Raw genomic sequence first — 16,819 nt, 5'->3', positions numbered from 1 at the left:
GATGGACGCAGTGCAAGTATTGACAGCGTCTAAGAATGATGGCTTCATGCCTAGGTGGCAACGGTGCCCGGCAGGAGCAAATGGAGGACGCGATGCGCGCTGTGGACCTGAAGATCGACGTGACCGAGGCGGCGGGCCTCGGGGAGCCGGCCGCTGTGGCGGTGACTGTGACCCTTCCCGATCCCGCGGACCTGCGCGAGCGACCGGTCGTCTGCTTCGGCAAGCCCGGTGGTGGTTACTCGAAGGGCTACTACACGGTGGACCTTCCGGGGCCGGGCAGCGGGGCGCAGGCCGACTGGCACGCCGAGCGGGGCTGGGTCTTCGTCTCGGTCGATCACCTTGGTGTCGGCGACAGCACGATTCACGCCGAGCGCACCCTCGAACTCGGCTACACGGTGGTCGCGGCGGGCAACCAGGCCGCCGAGCAGGAAGTCCTCGCCCGGCTCGCGAAGGGCACGCTCGCGGCGGGCTTCCCGGCGATCAGCGATCCGCTGCTGCTCGGTATCGGGCAGTCGATGGGCGGCTGCATGACCGTCATCCAGCAAGGCCGCTACCACTGCTACGACGGCATCGGCGTGCTCGGCTACAGCGCCGTCCACACCCATCCGCCGGTCCGGCCGGGCGAGGTTGCGATCACCGCGCCGTGGATCCCGCGGGACGTCAGCCCCGCCGATCAGGTGTTCACCAACGCGCCCGCGCTCGCCGCGGCCGCCCTGGTCGCCGGCGAACGTGGCACGGCCATGGGCTGGGGCTTCCATTATTCCGATGTGGACGAAGAGATCATCGCGGCCGACCTGACGGATTTCCCCACCCGCAGGGGAAATGTGCCGCCGTGGGCGTCGGCGACCCTGCCCGGGACCGTCGCGGCCAGCTGCCTCACGCCGGGCGCGGTGGCGCCCGAGGCGGCGGCTGTCACCGCCCCGGTGCTGGTCGGCATGGGCGAGCGGGACGTGATCGCCGACCCGAAGGGTGAGCCGCGGGCCTACTTGCTGGCGACGTCGGTCGACCTGTTCATTTGCCCGAAAATGGGGCACATGCACAACTTCGCCGGCACCCGCGAGCAGTTCTGGCGCCGCATCGAGACCTGGGCCGACTGGGTGCGCGCGGTGAAAGCGGCTTGAACTTCATCCACACGCTCATCCACGAACTTGTGCCCACCAGTGCCGAAAGTGCCCATCTTGACGCCACTGGAACCGGTCATCCCGCAGATCACGAACGATGACCAGGCCAGCGCGGAAACTACGGACCGCTGCGGGTGTTCTCGGCATCGCCGGACATGGGTGGCCCGCGCGAGTCGGCCTCCCTCACCCGTCGCTGGCGGTGGGCGCCCACCACTCCAGGCCGACAGGCTGCGACATGTGTCGAAGATCGCCCATCGAAGTCGCAACACGCGACCACTACCCGTCGCGATCGGGAGGCAGCATGCTGCCTAAATCGCCTCACCAGCCCACGGGAGAAACAATGCTCCGCAGAATCGTTTCGGCTACCGATGCTCACGGCAACGCCTTTTTCGCCGAGGATTCGACCATCACCGCTCGAACAGCCGAAGCGTTGCCCGGTTTTGCGATGCACTACATCTGGGGCGCCGACGAGCGACTTCTGCCACGCGACGGCTCGCAACCTTCATGGACCAGTCACTTTCCGCCGGAAAATGGATGGCGGTTCGTGCTCCTCACCCTGCAGCCCGGACAGGCCGCGGCCCCTATCGACAATCCGACCGACAGTCAGCTGAAGGAGTTGGAGGAGACTTTTCCGGGCCTCCTTGGCACTGTCGAGCCCGGCACCACCGGAATGCACACTTCCGAGACGATCGATCTGTGCGTTGTCCTGACCGGTCCGGTCACTCTGGAGCTGAGTGACTCGCTGGCGAAAGAGTTGCACACCGGCGATGTCGTTGTTCAGGTGGGCAACGTCCACCGGTGGGTCAACCGGAGCACCGAACCCGTTGTTGTCGCGGGTGTGGTGGTGGGCACGTCGTACGCCGGTGACATTTAGTTCTGCGCTTGACCCGCAAACGTAATGTGCTACGGGAAGGGGATCATCATGAGTGTCTCGAAGGTGGGTTCCGCCGAGGATGCCAACACCCCGATCAGCCTCACTCGCACGATTGTCGGAGCGTCGATCGGCAACTTCGTGGAATGGTATGAGTTTGCCGTCTACGGCGTGGTGGCGGCTTATCTATCGAAGGCGATGTTCCCCACGGATGACCCCTCGGCCGCCGTATTGAACACGTGGGCAGCATTCGGGATCTCCTTTCTCGCACGGCCGATCGGCGGAGTCCTTCTTGCCCGCCTGGGCGACCGTCACGGTCGGCGCCACATTCTGTTCGTCACCATCGCAGTGATGTCGCTCGCGACGTTCGCGATCGCGCTGATCCCGTCGTATTCGGTGATCGGTATCGCCGCGCCGATTCTCCTCGTTTGTGTGCGCATCGCTCAGGGCGTCGCGGCCGGCGGTGAGTTCGCCGGCGCGACCGCTTTCCTGTATGAGCATGCGCCCATCGGTCGCCGGGCCAGAACGGTCAGCTTCCTGGGTGTCAGCACCTTCGTTGCGACCGTGTTGGGGTCGGCGTTGGCGACCCTCCTGACCGTCACCCTGCCTGCCGACTTGATGCAATCCTGGGGTTGGCGAATAGTCTTCGCCACGGCTCTTCCTCTCGGTTTCGTCGGCATCTACATTCGGCGCCGCCTCAGCGAGACGCCCGACTTCGCGGCGTTGCGGGATCAGAAGGCATCGGGGACGCCGAAATCAGGTGCGGAGAGCCTCTGGTCCGTGATTCGGCAGAATCGCCGATCCATCCTGCTGTATCTGGGATTTGGCGGGTTCTACTCCATTGCCGTGTACGTCAGTTTTACCGCCTATCTCGCATACATGCTCGCCAACGGAATGTCATCGGCGAAAGCGTTGATGATCAATACCGTCGCTGGCCTCGTCCTCATCGTCGGGCTCCTGCTCTCGGGAGGTTTGGCCGACCGGGTCGGTCGAAAACCGATCCTGCTCGCGTGCTCCATTGCCCTTGCGGTGGCCGTCGTGCCCACGTTTTTGTTGGGAGCTACCGGTTCCTTGGGTCTGGGGCTGCTGGGAGCGTTGATCTTTGTGGTTCCGCTCTCGGTTTTCATTACTCCGGCCATCATTAATGTGAGCGAGCTATTCCCGGCTCAAGTCCGTGTCACCGCCGGCGCTCTGGCGTACAACCTGACCGTGATCCTGGGCGGTTTCACGCCATTTATAGCCGTGTGGCTCACTCAAGCCACGGGTTCCCATCTTGCTTTCCCGGTATTCGTCGCGGTTATGGCCATAGTCGCGCTCATTGTGGTACTCGCTTGGTACCGCGATCCGAAGGCCGGCCGCGCATCGACAGGCGTTCACGACTCGAAGAAGTCCTCAGCCCTCGAGGGATAGGCCAAACCGCGCCGGCCCAGCTCACCGCTCCGCCCCTGTTGACATCGGCACCTTCATGGTTTTCCATTGGATAAGTCGTGAGGTGGACGTGGTGCTGCGGTGAAGCGACCGGGAGGTTACGTGACGGACACGGGGTACGCGGATGGTTCCGGCATGGGGCCATCCGCCGTGGACCTGGGCGGCAGGTTTCTTGAGGAGAGCGCACATGCCCGCCGACGACCTGCAGCCGCTCGTTGACGACCTGGCCGGGCGGCTGCAGCGTTCGGTGGCCATCGATGATCCCTCGATCCGGCTCCTCGCCGCCAGCCGGCACTTCGGCGACGAAGACTCACTGCGGGTCACCTCCATCCTGAACCGAGCGGTACCCGACGAAGTGACTCGCCCCCTCCTGGCTCTGGGCATCGCGAAGTGGATCAAGCCGCGCCGGGTCGATATTGATGTGCCGGGGTTCGAGCCGCGGCTCTGTGTACCCGTGCGGTGTAACAGCCTGCTGCTCGGTTTCCTCTGGCTTATTGACCACGACGAGAATCCCCTTACCAGTTCCGAGATCGAAATGGCGGAGGAGACTGCCTCATATGCGGGCGTAATCCTCTACAAACGCCTGTTACTTCGCGAACGTGCGAACGTCCGTCGCGAAACAATTCTCCGCGACCTCATCGCCTCAGATGAAGAAGTGAGGAGGCAGGCGGTCGAGGATCTACGCGCTGAGCAGCTGTTGGTCGAAGAGGCGACACGGTATCGGGTCATCGCGGCACAGCGAGGGGCCGCGCGCTCGATCGCGGCATCGGACGACGTAGCGGTCGAAGTGGCGGTCCAGGAAGGGCTACACGCTTTTCCGGACGGTGCCGGACTGATGGTTGCGAATAGATCCCGAGCCTGGCTGTTGCTTGCCCTGACAGAAGCGTCGACCCAGCAACAACTGGATTCCGTTACTCAGCGTATGACTTGCCGCTTCCAGCAATTAAGCGGACATGACAGTCGATTCGTTCTTGGTGTCAGCGATACTGTCAACGAACTCGGTCAGGTCTTCCGCGCCTATCGACAGGCATTCGTCGCGGTGCGCGCCGCGCTTCTGGTCCCCTCGCTGGGAGATGTGGCGAGATGGGGATGCCTGGGCCCTTACGACATTCTTCTGCGCCTACCGAGCGACGAAATAATGCGCGCTGCCAAAGTCTCGCCCCTGGAGACGCTCGAAGCGGCGGACAAACAGCAGGTCCTCGTCGCGACTCTCGACGCATTCTTCGAAAGCGCCTGCGATATTCGCCGTACTGCGGATCTGCTCTGCATCCATCGGGCGACGCTTTACCACCGACTCAAACGCATTGAGAAAATCACGGACTGCCATCTAGACAACGGCGACGACCGCCTGACCCTGCATCTGGGCCTGAAGCTACGAGCACTGGCGGCCGCCAATGAGTGAACCCAAGCCGCGAGAAATGATCTCAGCCTATCGTCGCAGTGTGACCCGCAGGTCGTCGATGAGTTCGATGCCGTCCCCATCCGACAAGAACTTCGGCGCGTACGGCGACTCGAATCCCCGGCCGCCCGAGCGCACATGCGCGACCACCGCTACACCGACAGATCTCCTCGAACAAGGCATCACGCAGAGCAGGACCATCCGACCCCTCATGCTGTGTCGAAAACTCCCTATTTCCGATCAGAAGGTCAGGGGTTCGCCGGTCTCTGGGGCCACTGCCCGGGCGACGGATTCGCGCAGCAGCGTACGGCGGCGCTCGTGGTCTGCGGCGGGTTCGTCGAGTGTGGCGGTGTAAACGCTGCTGGCCGGGGACCAGGCCGAAGCCATGCTGATGAGCAGAACCAGCAGGTCAGTGGGGTCCCCTGCGCGCAGTCGGCCGGCCGCCTGCGCTTGCGTGATTGCCGTGAGCTTGTGCTCGTGCCGGGTGCTGTCGAACCACCGGCCGGTCGGGGACCGCTCGAGCCTGGTCCAGGCGATGAGGCGGGCCAGCTCCGGGTGGCGGAGGTTCTGGTCGTACAGGCCCACGGCCCAGCCGGGCAGGTCATCGACATCGAACGGGACAGTGTCGGTACTCGTGTCGACGCGGTCGGAGATGACCGCGTCGAACAGGCCCTCCTTGCTGCCGAAGTACGCGTAGAGCCGGGCCTTGTTTCCCTCGGCGGCGTCGAGGATCCGGTCCATCCGCGCACCGGCCAGACCGACCTGCGCGAATTCGACGGCGGCGGCGTCGAGGATCCGGCGGCGCGTCGCGATCCCACGGGCCGTGGTGGGCAGTTCGGGCATACTACGCAGCTTAGCAGAAAGACTAGTTCGTTTGCTTGCTCACGAACGTACTGCTACCGTTCGCAGAAGAAAGACTAGTCATTCTTCTGGAGGCTTCATGAGCACGACTCTCGCCTGGCGGAGCACGGACAATTCCGTCGATCTGCAGCGGGTTCTGATCGAGCGCAGGGACCTGCGCGCCGATGACATCGCGGTTCGGATCGACTACTGCGGCGTCTGCCACAGCGATCTCCATGCGATCCACGGCGTGACGCCGCACATGTCCGACCCGAGCGGACTGGTCCCAGGGCACGAGTTCACCGGAACGGTCACCGCCGTCGGGTCCGCGGTCACCGGGTTCGCGGTGGGCGACTCGGTCGCGGTCGGCACCCTCGTCGATTCCTGCGGCGAGTGCGACATGTGTCAGGCCGGCCAGGAGAACTTCTGTTACCGGGGCCCGCTCAGCACCTACGGCAGCAAGGACGGTGTCGACGGCACGGTGACGAAGGGTGGTTACAGCCGGGAGTACGTGCTGCGCGAGAAGTTCGCCTATCACCTGCCCGCCGGGCTCAGCCCGGCCGCCGCCGCTCCGCTGATGTGCGCCGGGATCACGATGTGGGAACCCCTGCGGGCCGCCGGTGTCGGGCCGGGCAGCCGTGTCGCCGTGGCCGGGATGGGCGGACTGGGGCATCTGGGAGTGAAGCTGGCAGCAGCCCTCGGCGCTGAGGTCACCGTCCTCAGTCGCACGCCGGACAAAGCGGCCGACGCTCGCGCGCTGGGAGCTGACGAGCTGCTCCTGACCACGGACGAAACCCAGGTACAGCAGGCACGCTGCCGCTTCGACGTTGTCCTCGACACCATCTCCGCCGACCACGACTTCTTGCCGCTGCTGAACATGCTCACGTTGGACGGCACGCTCTGGGTCCTCGGCAATCCGCTCCTGAGCGCGCCGCCGATCCTGGCGCTCACCCTCGGCCGGAAGAAACTCACGTCGTCGGGTACCGGAGGCACGAAGGGAACCGCCGAGATGCTGACCTTCTGCGCCGAGCACGGCCTCACCGCCGACGTCGAAGTATTGGCTTCCGCCCGGGTCGGCGAAGCCCTGACCCGCCTCGAAGACGGCGACGTCCGCTACCGCTTCGTGCTCGACATGTCGGACCTCGACCAACCGGAGGCCTGAGCCTGTCACAAGCGGCTGGGCTGTCGTGTCATACCGGTGAAGGTCGACAGCCAAAGCGGAAGGACATTCTGATGGAAGCGCGGTTCGCCCTGCTGGAGAACCAGGTCAGCTCGAAGTACTTCAAGCGCCTCATCAACGCCGGGAACGTGGTCGCCGATTCGGCGCTGCCGAAGGCGACGCAGGAGCTGGTGAAGATCCGGGCCAGCCAGATCAACGGCTGCGGGTACTGCACCGACATGCACACCAAGGACGCCGCCCACGCCGGGGAGACCCAGCAGCGGCTCAACCTCGTCGCCGCGTGGCGCGAGGCCACCGTGTTCACCGAGCCCGAGCGGGCCGCGCTCGCCTTCGCCGAGGAGGGCACCCGCCTCGCGGACGAACACGAGGGCGTCAGCGACGAGACCTGGGCTCAGGCGCGCAAGCACTACGACGACGACCAGCTCGCCGCGCTGATCGTGCTCGTGGCCGAGATCAACACCTGGAACCGGCTCAACATCATCGTTCGCCAGCCGGCCGGGGACTACCAGCCCGGCCAGTGGGGCTGACCTGACGCCCGTGCGTGTTCAGCAGGCCCGAAACCCTGCCGGACACGCACGATCGCCGGTCACGACGGGATGCACCAGTTGCCGCCGGACTTGGTGATCGGCATGTCGAACGTCTTGGTCTGCGCGCCGGGTGCGGTGACCGCATAGGTCAAGGTGCCCGTCGAGCCGTTCACCTGCGGCGGGCCACTGGGCGCGTAGCGGACCGCGGCCGGGACGCGGGACATCGTGTCCCGCAGGTCCTTCAGGTCCGCGTCACTGGTCGGGTCACACGAGAGCGCCGGGAACGCGTCGGCGTCGCGGTTGTTGTAGGCGTCCGCGATGGCGGCCTGCAGCGCCTCCGGGGTCGCCTTGCCCGCGCCGCCACCGCCCGCGCTGCTCGGCCGGCCGCTGGCGACCGGACCGGTGCTGAGCCCGGCCGGCGACGGGTAGCTCGTCCGCGGGATCGAACCGGCATCGACGTGACTGCGGCCGGTGGTCAGCACGATCGCGGTGACGCCGCCGCCGATGACGACCACTGCGCCCACGATCACACCGACGATCAGGCCCGTCTTCCGCCGTGGTGGCCGCCCGCCCGGACCGCCCGGGTAACCGGGGTATCCGGGCGGCGGACCCCAGCCGCCCGGTGGGCCGGGATACGACTGTTGTGGACCGTAAAACGGCTGGCCAGGTTGCGGTGGATACGACATACAGGTTCCCCCTCCGAGATGCCGCGGACCTCGGCGATCATGATATGGCCGGCGAAGCCCCGGAGCGGTCCGTACCACCGGAAATGATGTCCACTATGGACAAAAACGCCTTGCCTGCCGCGGAAAGGCCTGGCCAGGGTTGTGGTCGATGACTAGGGTGTGGGCGGCTCAGCAGGTTCAGGCGATTGGTGGTCCTCCGGATGGGTACTCAATGGGGCATGAGCCGCACGCTGCTGGGGATGTACCTCAACGAGCACCTCGCCGGCGCCACGACCTGCGTCGATCTCGCCCAGCGGCTCGCACTGACCGAGGGCGAATGGGCCGGCAACGGCAAGCTCGAGCGGATCGCCGAAGAGGTCCGGCACGACCGTGCCGCGCTGGTGGAGACCATGGCGGCGCTCGGCGAGCCGGTCCGGCGCCTCGAGCAGTGGGCCGGGATGGCCGGGGCGAGGATCGGCCGGCTCAGGCCCAACGGCCGCGTGGTGGCGCAGTCCCCGTTGAGCCGGGTGATGGACCTCGAGCAGTTGCGCCTCGGCATCGAAGCCAAGGTGGCGGCCTGGCGCGCACTCCGCGCCCGCGTGACCGTCGACTCCCGGCTCGACAAGGGCAGGCTCGACGAGCTGATCGCCGGCGGTCGCAGCCAGATCACCCGGCTCGAGCGGCTGCGTTCGCGGGCGGCGGACGAGCTGCTCGGCGGTGCGCTCGGCTAGCGAATCCGAAGCGGGGCAAGGGATCGCACGACTGTCGCATGTGGACGGCCCGGGTCAGTGGGCGACGGCGTACCGGGTGCGCATCGACCTTTCCCGCCAGCGACAGGCGATCCGCCGGGCACCGGTCACGTTCATCCGCCACTGTGCCATCGGCACGCTGACCCGGAAGTAGTTCGCGACCGACTGATCCGACCAGCTCTTGAACGCCGCCATCCGCGCCGCGTCGCTCGGGATCAGCAGCTCGCCGGACAGTTCGTCGGCCTCCTCCTCGATCACGCTGACCGCCGAACGACAGCCGTTCTCGCCGGTGAGCATGGGACCGAACGGGTGCTCCAGCAGGACGTGCGCCATCTCGTGCGCGATCGTGGCCCGGCGGCGTTTCGGGTGGTGCACGTGGTTCTCGACGATGATCACGCCGCTCGGGTTCAGTGGTACCAGCGCCGCGGAGAACACGTGCGGCCGCAGTTCGGTCAGGTGGCGTACCGATTCCGCGGGCAGTTCGGGCTGGGTGAGATCGAAGATCTCGACGCCGTAGAGCTCGGCGAGTGCGTACGGGTCCATCGGCGCGAACACCTTGGTGTCCAGCTCTTCCCGTACTTCCAGGGCCAGTTCCCTGGCCTCCTTCTTGAAGCCGCGCCGCAGCGCCATTTCAGTCCCCCTTGTTCCTGGCTCTCATGTGTCGAAGCGTCATGCCGACCACGTCCAGCACGTGCTGCTGGTCGGACTCGCTGAGTTCCTCTTCCGCGCGCAGCAAGGGCGCGAGCTGCGCCTCCAACGAAGGCCGGGAATGCTTGTCGCGCAAGCCTTCCGGCCACACCATGAACGTCTCCGCGGGCAGGCCCAGCCACTGCACGAGTGCGATGAACCCGTCGAGGTCGGGGCGGTGCCCGTTGCCCATGCGGCTGACCAGGGACGCGCTCACACCGGCCTCGGCCGCGAGCTGCCGCCAGGACAACTCGCGCGCCGCGCGCTCGGCGTCCAGCGCCGTGTACAACCTGGCCGCGTCCAGCCGCCCTGTCATCTGATCGCTCATCCTCCGTCTCCTCTGGCGTGTTTCAGTATTGCAATGCTCTTGCGGTTTTGCAACACTGGTGGCAGGCTTCTGTGGCAGTGGAACACCACTGGGGAAGGGGATTTATCGTGTCGTGCACCGTTTATTGGGTATCGCCGCTGTTCGGCAGCTGGGACGTGCGGCGGGTGAACCGGGTGCTGTCGCATCACGGGCGCAAGCGCGAGGCGGTGACCATCGCCGCGCGGCTGGCGCGCTGCGATCGGCCCAGCGTGCTGAAGGTCCTGCGGCGGGACGGGTCGGTGGAGAGCAGGCGGGTCTACGGGCAGGATGCCCGCGTGCCGGACGGTTGAGGTCGCTCTGGTCCTGGTGGGGTCGAACATGGGTTCGACACTAGGGGTGGGGTCTGACAGTTTGGGCCGGGCGTGGCCTTGGTGTCCTTTGTGGACGGCCGGTTTGTGTTGCCGTGCCCGGGAAAAGAGGTGTCAGGATTTCACGAGGCGGGCGATGGCGTCCGATGCCTCGCGCACCTTCACCTCGGCCTCGCGGCCGCCGGCCTTCGCCGCGTCGACGACGCAGCTGGACAGGTGCTCGTCGAGCAGTTCGAGGGAGAACGACTGCAGGGCCTTCGTCGCGGCGGACACCTGGGTCAGGATGTCGATGCAGTACTTGTCCTCTTCGACCATCCGCTGCAAGCCCCGGATCTGGCCCTCGATCCGGCGGAGACGCTTGAGGTAGGCGTCCCTGTCGCCGCTGTAGCTTGCCATTGTCCTGCCCACCTTCGTTCTCGACTTCAGGCCATCATACCCGCTCCCCGTATTTCCGAGACCCAACCGAAACCCTATAAGCCTGCTCATCTGATTACTCTCTCAGATATGAGTAGGCGTGACTGGGGTCCGGTGGCCGCCATGGCCGCGTTCGTGCTGGTTCTCAACGTCCTGGGCTGGGGCGTGCTGACCCTGTTCGTCGTTCCCGCGCACTACTCACTCGGGAACGCCCAGGTGTTCGGCATCGGGCTCGGCGTCACCGCCTTCACGCTCGGTATGCGGCACGCCTTCGACGCGGACCACATCGCGGCGATCGACAACACCACCCGCAAGCTCATCAACGACGGACAACGACCGCTGACCGTGGGTTTCTGGTTCTCTCTCGGGCATTCGACGATCGTCTTCGCGCTCTGCCTGCTGCTGTCCCTCGGCGTGCGGGCGCTGACCGGGGAGCTCGAAGACGACTCGTCGCAGTTGCACCAGGTCACCGGAGTCATCGGCGCTTCGGTGTCCGGGGTGTTCCTGTGCCTGATCGGTATCGTCAACCTGGTCGTGCTGTTCGGGATCCTCCGGGTGTTCCGCGGGATGCGGGCGGGGGAATACACCGAAACCCAACTGGAGGAGCAACTCAACAAACGCGGCTTCATGAACCGGATCCTGGGCCGGGCGACGGCCGCGGTGCGCAAGCCGTGGCACATCTACCCGATCGGCGTGCTGTTCGGGCTCGGCTTCGACACCGCGACCGAGGTCGGGCTGCTCGTGCTCGCCGGCGGCGCGGCCGCGTTTTCCCTGCCCTGGTACGCGATCCTGGTGCTGCCGGTGCTGTTCGCGGCCGGGATGTCGCTGCTCGACGCCGCCGACGGGGTGTTCATGTACCGCGCCTACGACTGGGCGTTCGCCCGGCCGGTTCGCAAGATCTTCTACAACATCACGGTGACCGCGTTGTCCGTGGCGGTCGCGTTGCTGATCGGGGTGATCGAGCTGATCGGCGTGCTCGCCGACCGCCTGGACATCACCACCGGCCCACTCGCGGCCATCGCGAAGGTGAACCTGGACTACGTGGGGTTCGCGATAGTCGGACTGTTCGTGGTCGCCTGGGCGGTGGCCGTGCTGGTGTGGCGCTTCGGCCGGATCGAGGAGCGCTGGGCGATGTCCGCCGATTGAGACGCCCCTTACGGGTAGGGGGTACAGTCAAGGTCATGACTGAGACGAGCTACACCGTCACCGGGATGACCTGTGAGCACTGTGTCAAGGCGGTGACCGAGGAGGTCAGCGCGATCGACGGCGTCGAGTCCGTCGCGGTCGACCTGCCCACCGGGGCGGTCACGGTCGTCAGCTCGGGCCAGTTGAGCGACGAGGCCGTGCGTGCGGCGGTCGACGAGGCCGGCTACCAGGTCGCCTGATGACCGCTACGGCGGACCACGACCGGCTCGAGCTCGCGATCGGCGGGATGACCTGCGCGTCCTGCGCGACGCGGGTCGAGAAGAAGCTGAACAAGCTCGACGGGGTCACCGCGACGGTCAACTACGCCACGGAGAAGGCCAGCGTGACCTTCCCCGTTGGCGTCGACCCGCGAAAGCTGGTCGAAACGGTCGAGGCGGCGGGCTACACCGCCGCGCTGCCGCGGCCGGAGGCGGACGACGATCCGTCGCGTCCGTTGCGGGATCGGCTGATCGCGTCCGCTGTGCTCGCCGTGCCGGTGATCGTGCTCGCGATGGTTCCGGCGTGGCAGTTCGACTACTGGCAATGGGTTTCGCTCGTACTCGCGACCCCCGTCATCGGCTGGGCGGCGTGGCCGTTCCACCAGGCGACCTGGACGAACCTGCGGTACGGCGCCGCGACCATGGACACGCTGATCTCGGTCGGCACGCTGGCCGCGTTCGTCTGGTCGCTGTACGCGCTTGTCTTCGGGGACGCCGGGATCATCGGCATGCGGCATCCGTTCGAGCTGACCATCGCGCGCTCCACCGGTGAAACCGTCTACTTCGAGGTCGCGGTCGGGGTCATCACTTTTCTGTTGGCAGGGCGGTATTTCGAGGCACGGTCGAAGCGGCGGGCCGGGGCGGCGCTGCGCGCGTTGCTCGAACTGGGCGCGAAGGATGTCGCCGTGCTGCGTGCCGGCGCCGAGGTCCGGATTCCGGCCGGGCAGCTCGTCGCCGGCGATCGGTTCGTCGTGCGGCCGGGCGAGAAGATCGCGACCGACGGGGTGATCGAGGAAGGCGCCTCGGCCGTCGACGCGAGCATGCTCACCGGCGAGTCCGTGCCGGTCGAGGTCGCGCCGGGGGACGCCGTCGTGGGGGCGACGGTCAACGCGCACGGCCGGCTCGTCGTCCGCGCGACACGGGTCGGCGGGGACACGCAACTGGCGCGGATGGCCGGCCTCGTCGAGGCAGCCCAGACCGGGAAGGCGCAGGTCCAGCGGCTGGCCGACCGGGTCGCCGGGGTGTTCGTGCCGATCGTGCTGATGCTGTCGCTGATCACGTTCGTCGGCTGGCTGGTCGCGGGCGGCACACCGACGGCCGCGGTGACCGCCGCCGTCGCCGTGCTGATCATCGCCTGCCCGTGCGCACTGGGCCTCGCCACACCGACCGCGCTGCTGGTCGGGACCGGCCGCGGCGCGCAGCTCGGCATTCTCATCAAGGGCCCGGAAATCCTGGAGAGCACTCGCCGGATCGACACGATCGTGCTGGACAAGACCGGAACCGTGACCACGGGCCGGATGTCGCTCGTCGCCGTCCGGCTCGCGCCCGGTGAGGACCGCGCCGAGGTGCTGCGGCTCGCGGGCACCCTGGAGAGCGCCTCGGAACATCCGGTCGCGAAGGCCATCGCGGTGCCGGGCCGGATCACCGAGTTCACCAACCTCGAAGGCTTCGGCGTGCGCGGTGTTGTCGACGGACATGCCGTGACGGCCGGACGGGCGGCGCTGTTCGACGCGATCCCATCCGAACTCACGGAAGCCTTGGCAGCAGCGGAAAAGCTCGGCCGAACGGCGATCGTGGCGGGCTGGGACGGCAAAGCGCGCGCGGTGCTCGAAGTCGCTGACACGGTCAAGCCGACGTCGGCCGAGGCGATCCGCCGGTTCGTCGCGCTGGGCCTCGAACCGGTGCTGCTGACCGGCGACAACGAGGTTGTGGCGCGGGAAGTGGCGCGGTCGGTCGGTATCGGCGAGGTCGTGGCCGGGGTGCTGCCCGCGGGCAAGGTCGACGTGGTCAAGCGGCTGCAGGACGAAGGACGGCGCGTCGCGATGGTCGGCGACGGCGTCAACGACGCGGCCGCGCTCGCGCAGGCGGACCTCGGCCTCGCGATGGGCACCGGCACGGACGTCGCGATCGAGGCGAGCGACCTGACCCTGGTGCGCGGCGACCTGCGCGCGGCGGCGGACGCGATCCGGCTGTCCCGCCGGACCTTGGCCACCATCAAGGGAAACCTGTTCTGGGCGTTCGCCTACAACGTGGCCGCGCTCCCACTCGCGGCGGCCGGCCTGCTCAACCCGATGATCGCCGGCGCCGCGATGGCCTTCAGCTCGGTCTTCGTGGTCACCAACTCCTTGCGGTTGCGGCGTTTCCGCTAAGGACGCGGGCGTGGTACGTCGATCGCGAGCATCACCAAGGGATGTTCGTCGATTCGCGGAAATCCGTGCACCTTCTTCTTTTCGAAGCACAGGAACATCCCCGGCCGCGCCTCGAACTCCTTGCCGTCCAAATGAAACGTCCCGCGGCCGCTGACACTCATTGGGGTAGTGCAGCGGCACTTCCGATAGATACGGAAGATCCGGGCGCTCTGGCAGTCTTGTCGATGAAGTACTTGTCCACCAGCATGGTGTTGCGCGTCAATGATGGTGCTGTGTTTCCCCACTCGGTGGCGCACCGCCCATCATGCGGAGCATCGATGCGCCGCCGGTGCGGAAGAATCGGGCCAGCAGCACCGCGGCGAGTAGCAGGAACACGATGTTCAGCCACGTCGTGTAGTTCCACGAGATCCCGGCTTCCACGACGCGCGCGTTGCGCTCCGTCGGGGTCAGGCCGGTGACGCCGAACAGCAGCTCGACGACATAGCCCGCCGCGACCATCGCCAGGTAGAACACGCCCAGCACGGCCAGCGCCATCTTCACGCCGTAGTACTTCCGATAAATGTTGAGGATCGGCAGGATCAGCAGGTCCGCGAAGATGAACGCGACCACCCCGCCGAAGCTGATGCCGCCGTTCCACAGCACCGCCGCGAGTGGCACGTTGCCGATCGAGCAGACGAAACTCAGGATCGCGACCACCGGCCCGATCACCGGCCCCCACAACGCCGAGCCCAGCGGATGGTCGGTGAGGAAGAACCCGCGCCAGAACGAGTCCGGCACCCACGCCCCGATCGCGCCCGCGATGAGCAGGCCGATCACGAGGTCACGCAGGATCGCCGCCCATTCCATGACGAACACGTGCGAGACCGACGTGAACCCCTCGCGGGAGCCGAGCCGCTGCCAGAACGTGCCTTCGCGGGCGACCGACATGTCCATCGCCGCATGGCCTTCCATCGACCCGGCGATGCCCTTCTCCGCCTGCTCGCGAGCCGCGCGCAGCAGCCGTTCGCGGACGAAGAAACGGAACATCAACGCGACGAACACGATCATCAGCGGCCCGCCGATGAACTCCGCGACCGTGAACTGCCAGCCCAGCAGCAATGCGAGCAGGATGCCGAGCTCGACGACCAGGTTCGTGGACGCGATCTCGAAGGTCATCGCCGCCGTGAAGTTCGCGCCCTTGCGGAACAGCGACCGTGCGAGTGCGACCGCGGCGTAGGAGCACGACGAGGACGCGGCGCCGAGGCCGGCCGAGATCACGAGCGTGCGCGGGCGCGCGTCACCCAGCAGGCGGACCACCGTCGACTTGCGCACCACCGCCTGGACCACCGCGGACAGCGCGAACCCGAGGATCAGCGCCCACAGGACTTCCCAGGTCATCGACCCGGCGAGGGCCAGTGCTTCCCCGATCGCGGTCATCGTCATACCTCCACCGGGTATGACTATAGGGCCTCGGCTGCCGCGGCAGCAGGAATGGCGTGGCGAGGAGCAGCACCCCGGCCAGCGCGATCGCCGCCCGCGGGCCGGTGAGTTCCGCCACGAGACCCCACAGCATGGTGACCACGGCGATGCTGGTGCTGGTGGTGATCGACCACGCGGCGAGCACCCGCGCCTGGCGGTCGGCGTCGGTGTTGTTCATCCGGTAGGCGGCGAAGACGGGGCTGAAGATGCTCATGCAGATGATGAGCCCGAGCTCGGTGGCCATCACGATCACCAGCCCGGCCAGGCCCGGCCGGATGAACGCGAGCCCCAACGGCCAGCAGGCACGGACCGCGCCGAAGACCCGCAGCACCGTCCGTTCGCCGTAGCGAGCGGCGACCCGGCGGGCGAGTCGTGAGCCGATCAGGCCACCGATGCACGGCACGGCGAACGCCAGCCCGTACTCCCAGACCGGAAACCCCAGCGGGCCGAGCATCAGCACCGATAGCAGCGGCTCCGTGGCCATGATCAGCGCGTTGACCAGCACGATGTTGAAGAAGAACCGGCGAAGTGTGCGGTGGGCGAGGATGTAGCGCCACCCCTCGACGAGGTCGCTCCACCGGCGGGCCCGCTTCGCGCTCGGCTTCGGGGGCTCCTCGGGTTCCCTGATCGCGGTGACGCCGAGCGCCGAAAGGAGGTAGCTGATCGCGTCGAACACGACCGTGGTCACCGGCCCCAGCAGCCCGACCGCGGCGCCGCCCAGGGGCGGTCCGATGATCGTGGCCGACCAGGTGGTCGATTCGAACCGGCTGGTGGCGATCAGCAGCCGGTCGGCCGGGACGATGGTCTTGAGGTAGGCACCACTGGCGGCGGTGAACGCGATCTTCGCCGCCGCCGCGACGACGGAGACCACCAACAGCTGTGCGAACGACAGCGCACCCAGCCAGTAGGCGCACGGAATCGACACCAACGCCGCGAAGCGGACCACGTCCATGGCGATCATGACCGGCCGCTTGGCGCGGAACTCCATCCACGGCCCGAGCGGGACCGCCAGCAGCGCTCCGATCGCGAGCCCGGCTGACGACAACGCCGCCACCTCGGCCGAGCCGGCGTGCAGGACCTCGATGGCGACCACCGAGAACGCGCCGAACCCGAGCCCCGTCCCGTAAGCGCTCACCGCGTACGCGGCCCACAACCACCCGAACGTCCGCCCCAGATTTCGCACGGGGAAAGGAAAGCCGGTCTGCCGGTGCGGGCGCCAACAACGGATCGGCCGGCGCGTCACAACCCGGCG

The 16,819-nt window shown here is 67.0% G+C and carries 19 protein-coding genes; 11 read left to right on the top strand and 8 right to left on the bottom strand.

Translation table 11 applies throughout. The features are described from left to right. Positions 1-92: 92 nt before the first annotated feature. The 4 genes from LOZ83_RS09625 (at position 93) to LOZ83_RS09610 (ending at position 4,822) form a co-directional block, all read left to right on the top strand. A complete protein-coding gene (locus LOZ83_RS09625) occupies positions 93-1,121 on the top strand; it encodes a hypothetical protein (RefSeq protein ID WP_236789997.1) in 1,029 nt (342 codons plus the stop codon). Positions 1,122-1,461: 340 nt separating this feature from the next. Further along, on the top strand, positions 1,462-1,995 hold the full coding sequence (locus tag LOZ83_RS09620) for a cupin domain-containing protein (RefSeq protein ID WP_236789996.1): 534 nt from the start codon (positions 1,462-1,464) through the stop codon (positions 1,993-1,995). Positions 1,996-2,043: 48 nt separating this feature from the next. Further along, on the top strand, positions 2,044-3,402 hold the full coding sequence (locus LOZ83_RS09615; RefSeq protein WP_236789994.1) for an MFS transporter: 1,359 nt from the start codon (positions 2,044-2,046) through the stop codon (positions 3,400-3,402). Between the two features lie 205 nt (positions 3,403-3,607). Further along, positions 3,608-4,822 (top strand): CdaR family transcriptional regulator, encoded by a 1,215-nt coding sequence (locus LOZ83_RS09610; RefSeq protein WP_236789993.1) that lies wholly within the window; start codon positions 3,608-3,610, stop codon positions 4,820-4,822. Positions 4,823-5,059: 237 nt separating this feature from the next. On the opposite strand, the gene LOZ83_RS09605 is transcribed toward LOZ83_RS09610, so the two are convergent. After that, positions 5,060-5,662 (bottom strand): TetR/AcrR family transcriptional regulator, encoded by a 603-nt coding sequence (locus LOZ83_RS09605; protein WP_236789992.1) that lies wholly within the window; start codon positions 5,660-5,662, stop codon positions 5,060-5,062. 97 nt (positions 5,663-5,759) lie between these two features. Between LOZ83_RS09605 and LOZ83_RS09600 the strand changes: the two genes are divergently transcribed. Both LOZ83_RS09600 and LOZ83_RS09595 read left to right on the top strand, forming a co-directional pair. Beyond that, positions 5,760-6,821, top strand: a complete 1,062-nt coding sequence (locus LOZ83_RS09600; protein ID WP_236789991.1) for an NAD(P)-dependent alcohol dehydrogenase — start codon at positions 5,760-5,762, stop codon at positions 6,819-6,821. Positions 6,822-6,892: 71 nt separating this feature from the next. Further along, positions 6,893-7,366: a carboxymuconolactone decarboxylase family protein gene (locus LOZ83_RS09595; protein ID WP_236789990.1), complete on the top strand. Its 474-nt coding sequence runs from the start codon at positions 6,893-6,895 to the stop codon at positions 7,364-7,366. 59 nt (positions 7,367-7,425) lie between these two features. Here the strand turns inward: LOZ83_RS09595 and LOZ83_RS09590 are convergent, their stop codons facing one another. Further along, positions 7,426-7,890, bottom strand: a complete 465-nt coding sequence (locus LOZ83_RS09590) for a hypothetical protein (RefSeq protein ID WP_236789989.1) — start codon at positions 7,888-7,890, stop codon at positions 7,426-7,428. Positions 7,891-8,270: 380 nt separating this feature from the next. Here LOZ83_RS09590 and LOZ83_RS09585 point away from each other — a divergent pair, with 380 nt between their 5' ends. Continuing rightward, positions 8,271-8,762 (top strand): hypothetical protein, encoded by a 492-nt coding sequence (locus LOZ83_RS09585; RefSeq protein ID WP_236789987.1) that lies wholly within the window; start codon positions 8,271-8,273, stop codon positions 8,760-8,762. 54 nt (positions 8,763-8,816) lie between these two features. Here LOZ83_RS09585 and LOZ83_RS09580 read toward each other — a convergent pair whose 3' ends face one another. Beyond that, the gene (locus LOZ83_RS09580; RefSeq protein ID WP_236789984.1) at positions 8,817-9,410 is read right to left on the bottom strand and encodes an ImmA/IrrE family metallo-endopeptidase; all 594 of its coding nucleotides are present in this window, start codon (positions 9,408-9,410) and stop codon (positions 8,817-8,819) included. A gap of 1 nt (position 9,411) precedes the next feature. After that, positions 9,412-9,783: a helix-turn-helix transcriptional regulator gene (locus tag LOZ83_RS09575; RefSeq protein WP_236790747.1), complete on the bottom strand. Its 372-nt coding sequence runs from the start codon at positions 9,781-9,783 to the stop codon at positions 9,412-9,414. Positions 9,784-9,902: 119 nt separating this feature from the next. Between LOZ83_RS09575 and LOZ83_RS09570 the strand changes: the two genes are divergently transcribed. Beyond that, the gene (locus tag LOZ83_RS09570) at positions 9,903-10,124 is read left to right on the top strand and encodes a DUF2188 domain-containing protein (protein ID WP_236789983.1); all 222 of its coding nucleotides are present in this window, start codon (positions 9,903-9,905) and stop codon (positions 10,122-10,124) included. Positions 10,125-10,256: 132 nt separating this feature from the next. Here the strand turns inward: LOZ83_RS09570 and LOZ83_RS09565 are convergent, their stop codons facing one another. After that, positions 10,257-10,538 (bottom strand): metal-sensitive transcriptional regulator, encoded by a 282-nt coding sequence (locus tag LOZ83_RS09565; RefSeq protein ID WP_236789982.1) that lies wholly within the window; start codon positions 10,536-10,538, stop codon positions 10,257-10,259. Positions 10,539-10,646: 108 nt separating this feature from the next. Here LOZ83_RS09565 and LOZ83_RS09560 point away from each other — a divergent pair, with 108 nt between their 5' ends. From LOZ83_RS09560 to LOZ83_RS09550, 3 genes are read left to right on the top strand one after another with little or no spacing between them, the layout of a single operon-like run. Continuing rightward, entirely contained in the window at positions 10,647-11,702 is a 1,056-nt protein-coding gene (locus LOZ83_RS09560) for a HoxN/HupN/NixA family nickel/cobalt transporter (protein WP_236789981.1), read from the top strand. Between the two features lie 35 nt (positions 11,703-11,737). Then, complete coding sequence (locus tag LOZ83_RS09555) at positions 11,738-11,941, top strand: heavy-metal-associated domain-containing protein (RefSeq protein WP_236789980.1); 204 nt, start codon at positions 11,738-11,740, stop codon at positions 11,939-11,941. Beyond that, positions 11,941-14,109: a cation-translocating P-type ATPase gene (locus tag LOZ83_RS09550; RefSeq protein WP_236789979.1), complete on the top strand. Its 2,169-nt coding sequence runs from the start codon at positions 11,941-11,943 to the stop codon at positions 14,107-14,109. The genes LOZ83_RS09555 and LOZ83_RS09550 overlap by 1 nt, the downstream gene beginning before the upstream one ends. On the opposite strand, the gene LOZ83_RS09545 is transcribed toward LOZ83_RS09550, so the two are convergent. The 3 genes from LOZ83_RS09545 to LOZ83_RS09535 form a co-directional block, all read right to left on the bottom strand. Continuing rightward, the gene (locus LOZ83_RS09545; RefSeq protein ID WP_236789978.1) at positions 14,106-14,270 is read right to left on the bottom strand and encodes a cupin domain-containing protein; all 165 of its coding nucleotides are present in this window, start codon (positions 14,268-14,270) and stop codon (positions 14,106-14,108) included. The genes LOZ83_RS09550 and LOZ83_RS09545 overlap by 4 nt on opposite strands. A 97-nt stretch (positions 14,271-14,367) precedes the next feature. Beyond that, the gene (locus LOZ83_RS09540; protein ID WP_236790746.1) at positions 14,368-15,486 is read right to left on the bottom strand and encodes a permease; all 1,119 of its coding nucleotides are present in this window, start codon (positions 15,484-15,486) and stop codon (positions 14,368-14,370) included. Beyond that, complete coding sequence (locus tag LOZ83_RS09535) at positions 15,386-16,750, bottom strand: MFS transporter (RefSeq protein ID WP_236789977.1); 1,365 nt, start codon at positions 16,748-16,750, stop codon at positions 15,386-15,388. Before LOZ83_RS09535 ends, LOZ83_RS09540 begins: the two co-directional genes overlap by 101 nt. Positions 16,751-16,819: the final 69 nt, after the last annotated feature.

Source organism: Amycolatopsis sp. GM8 (genome assembly GCF_021653975.1).
Taxonomy (GTDB): domain Bacteria; phylum Actinomycetota; class Actinomycetes; order Mycobacteriales; family Pseudonocardiaceae; genus Amycolatopsis_E.
This window is presented reverse-complemented; position numbering and strand designations above follow the sequence as displayed.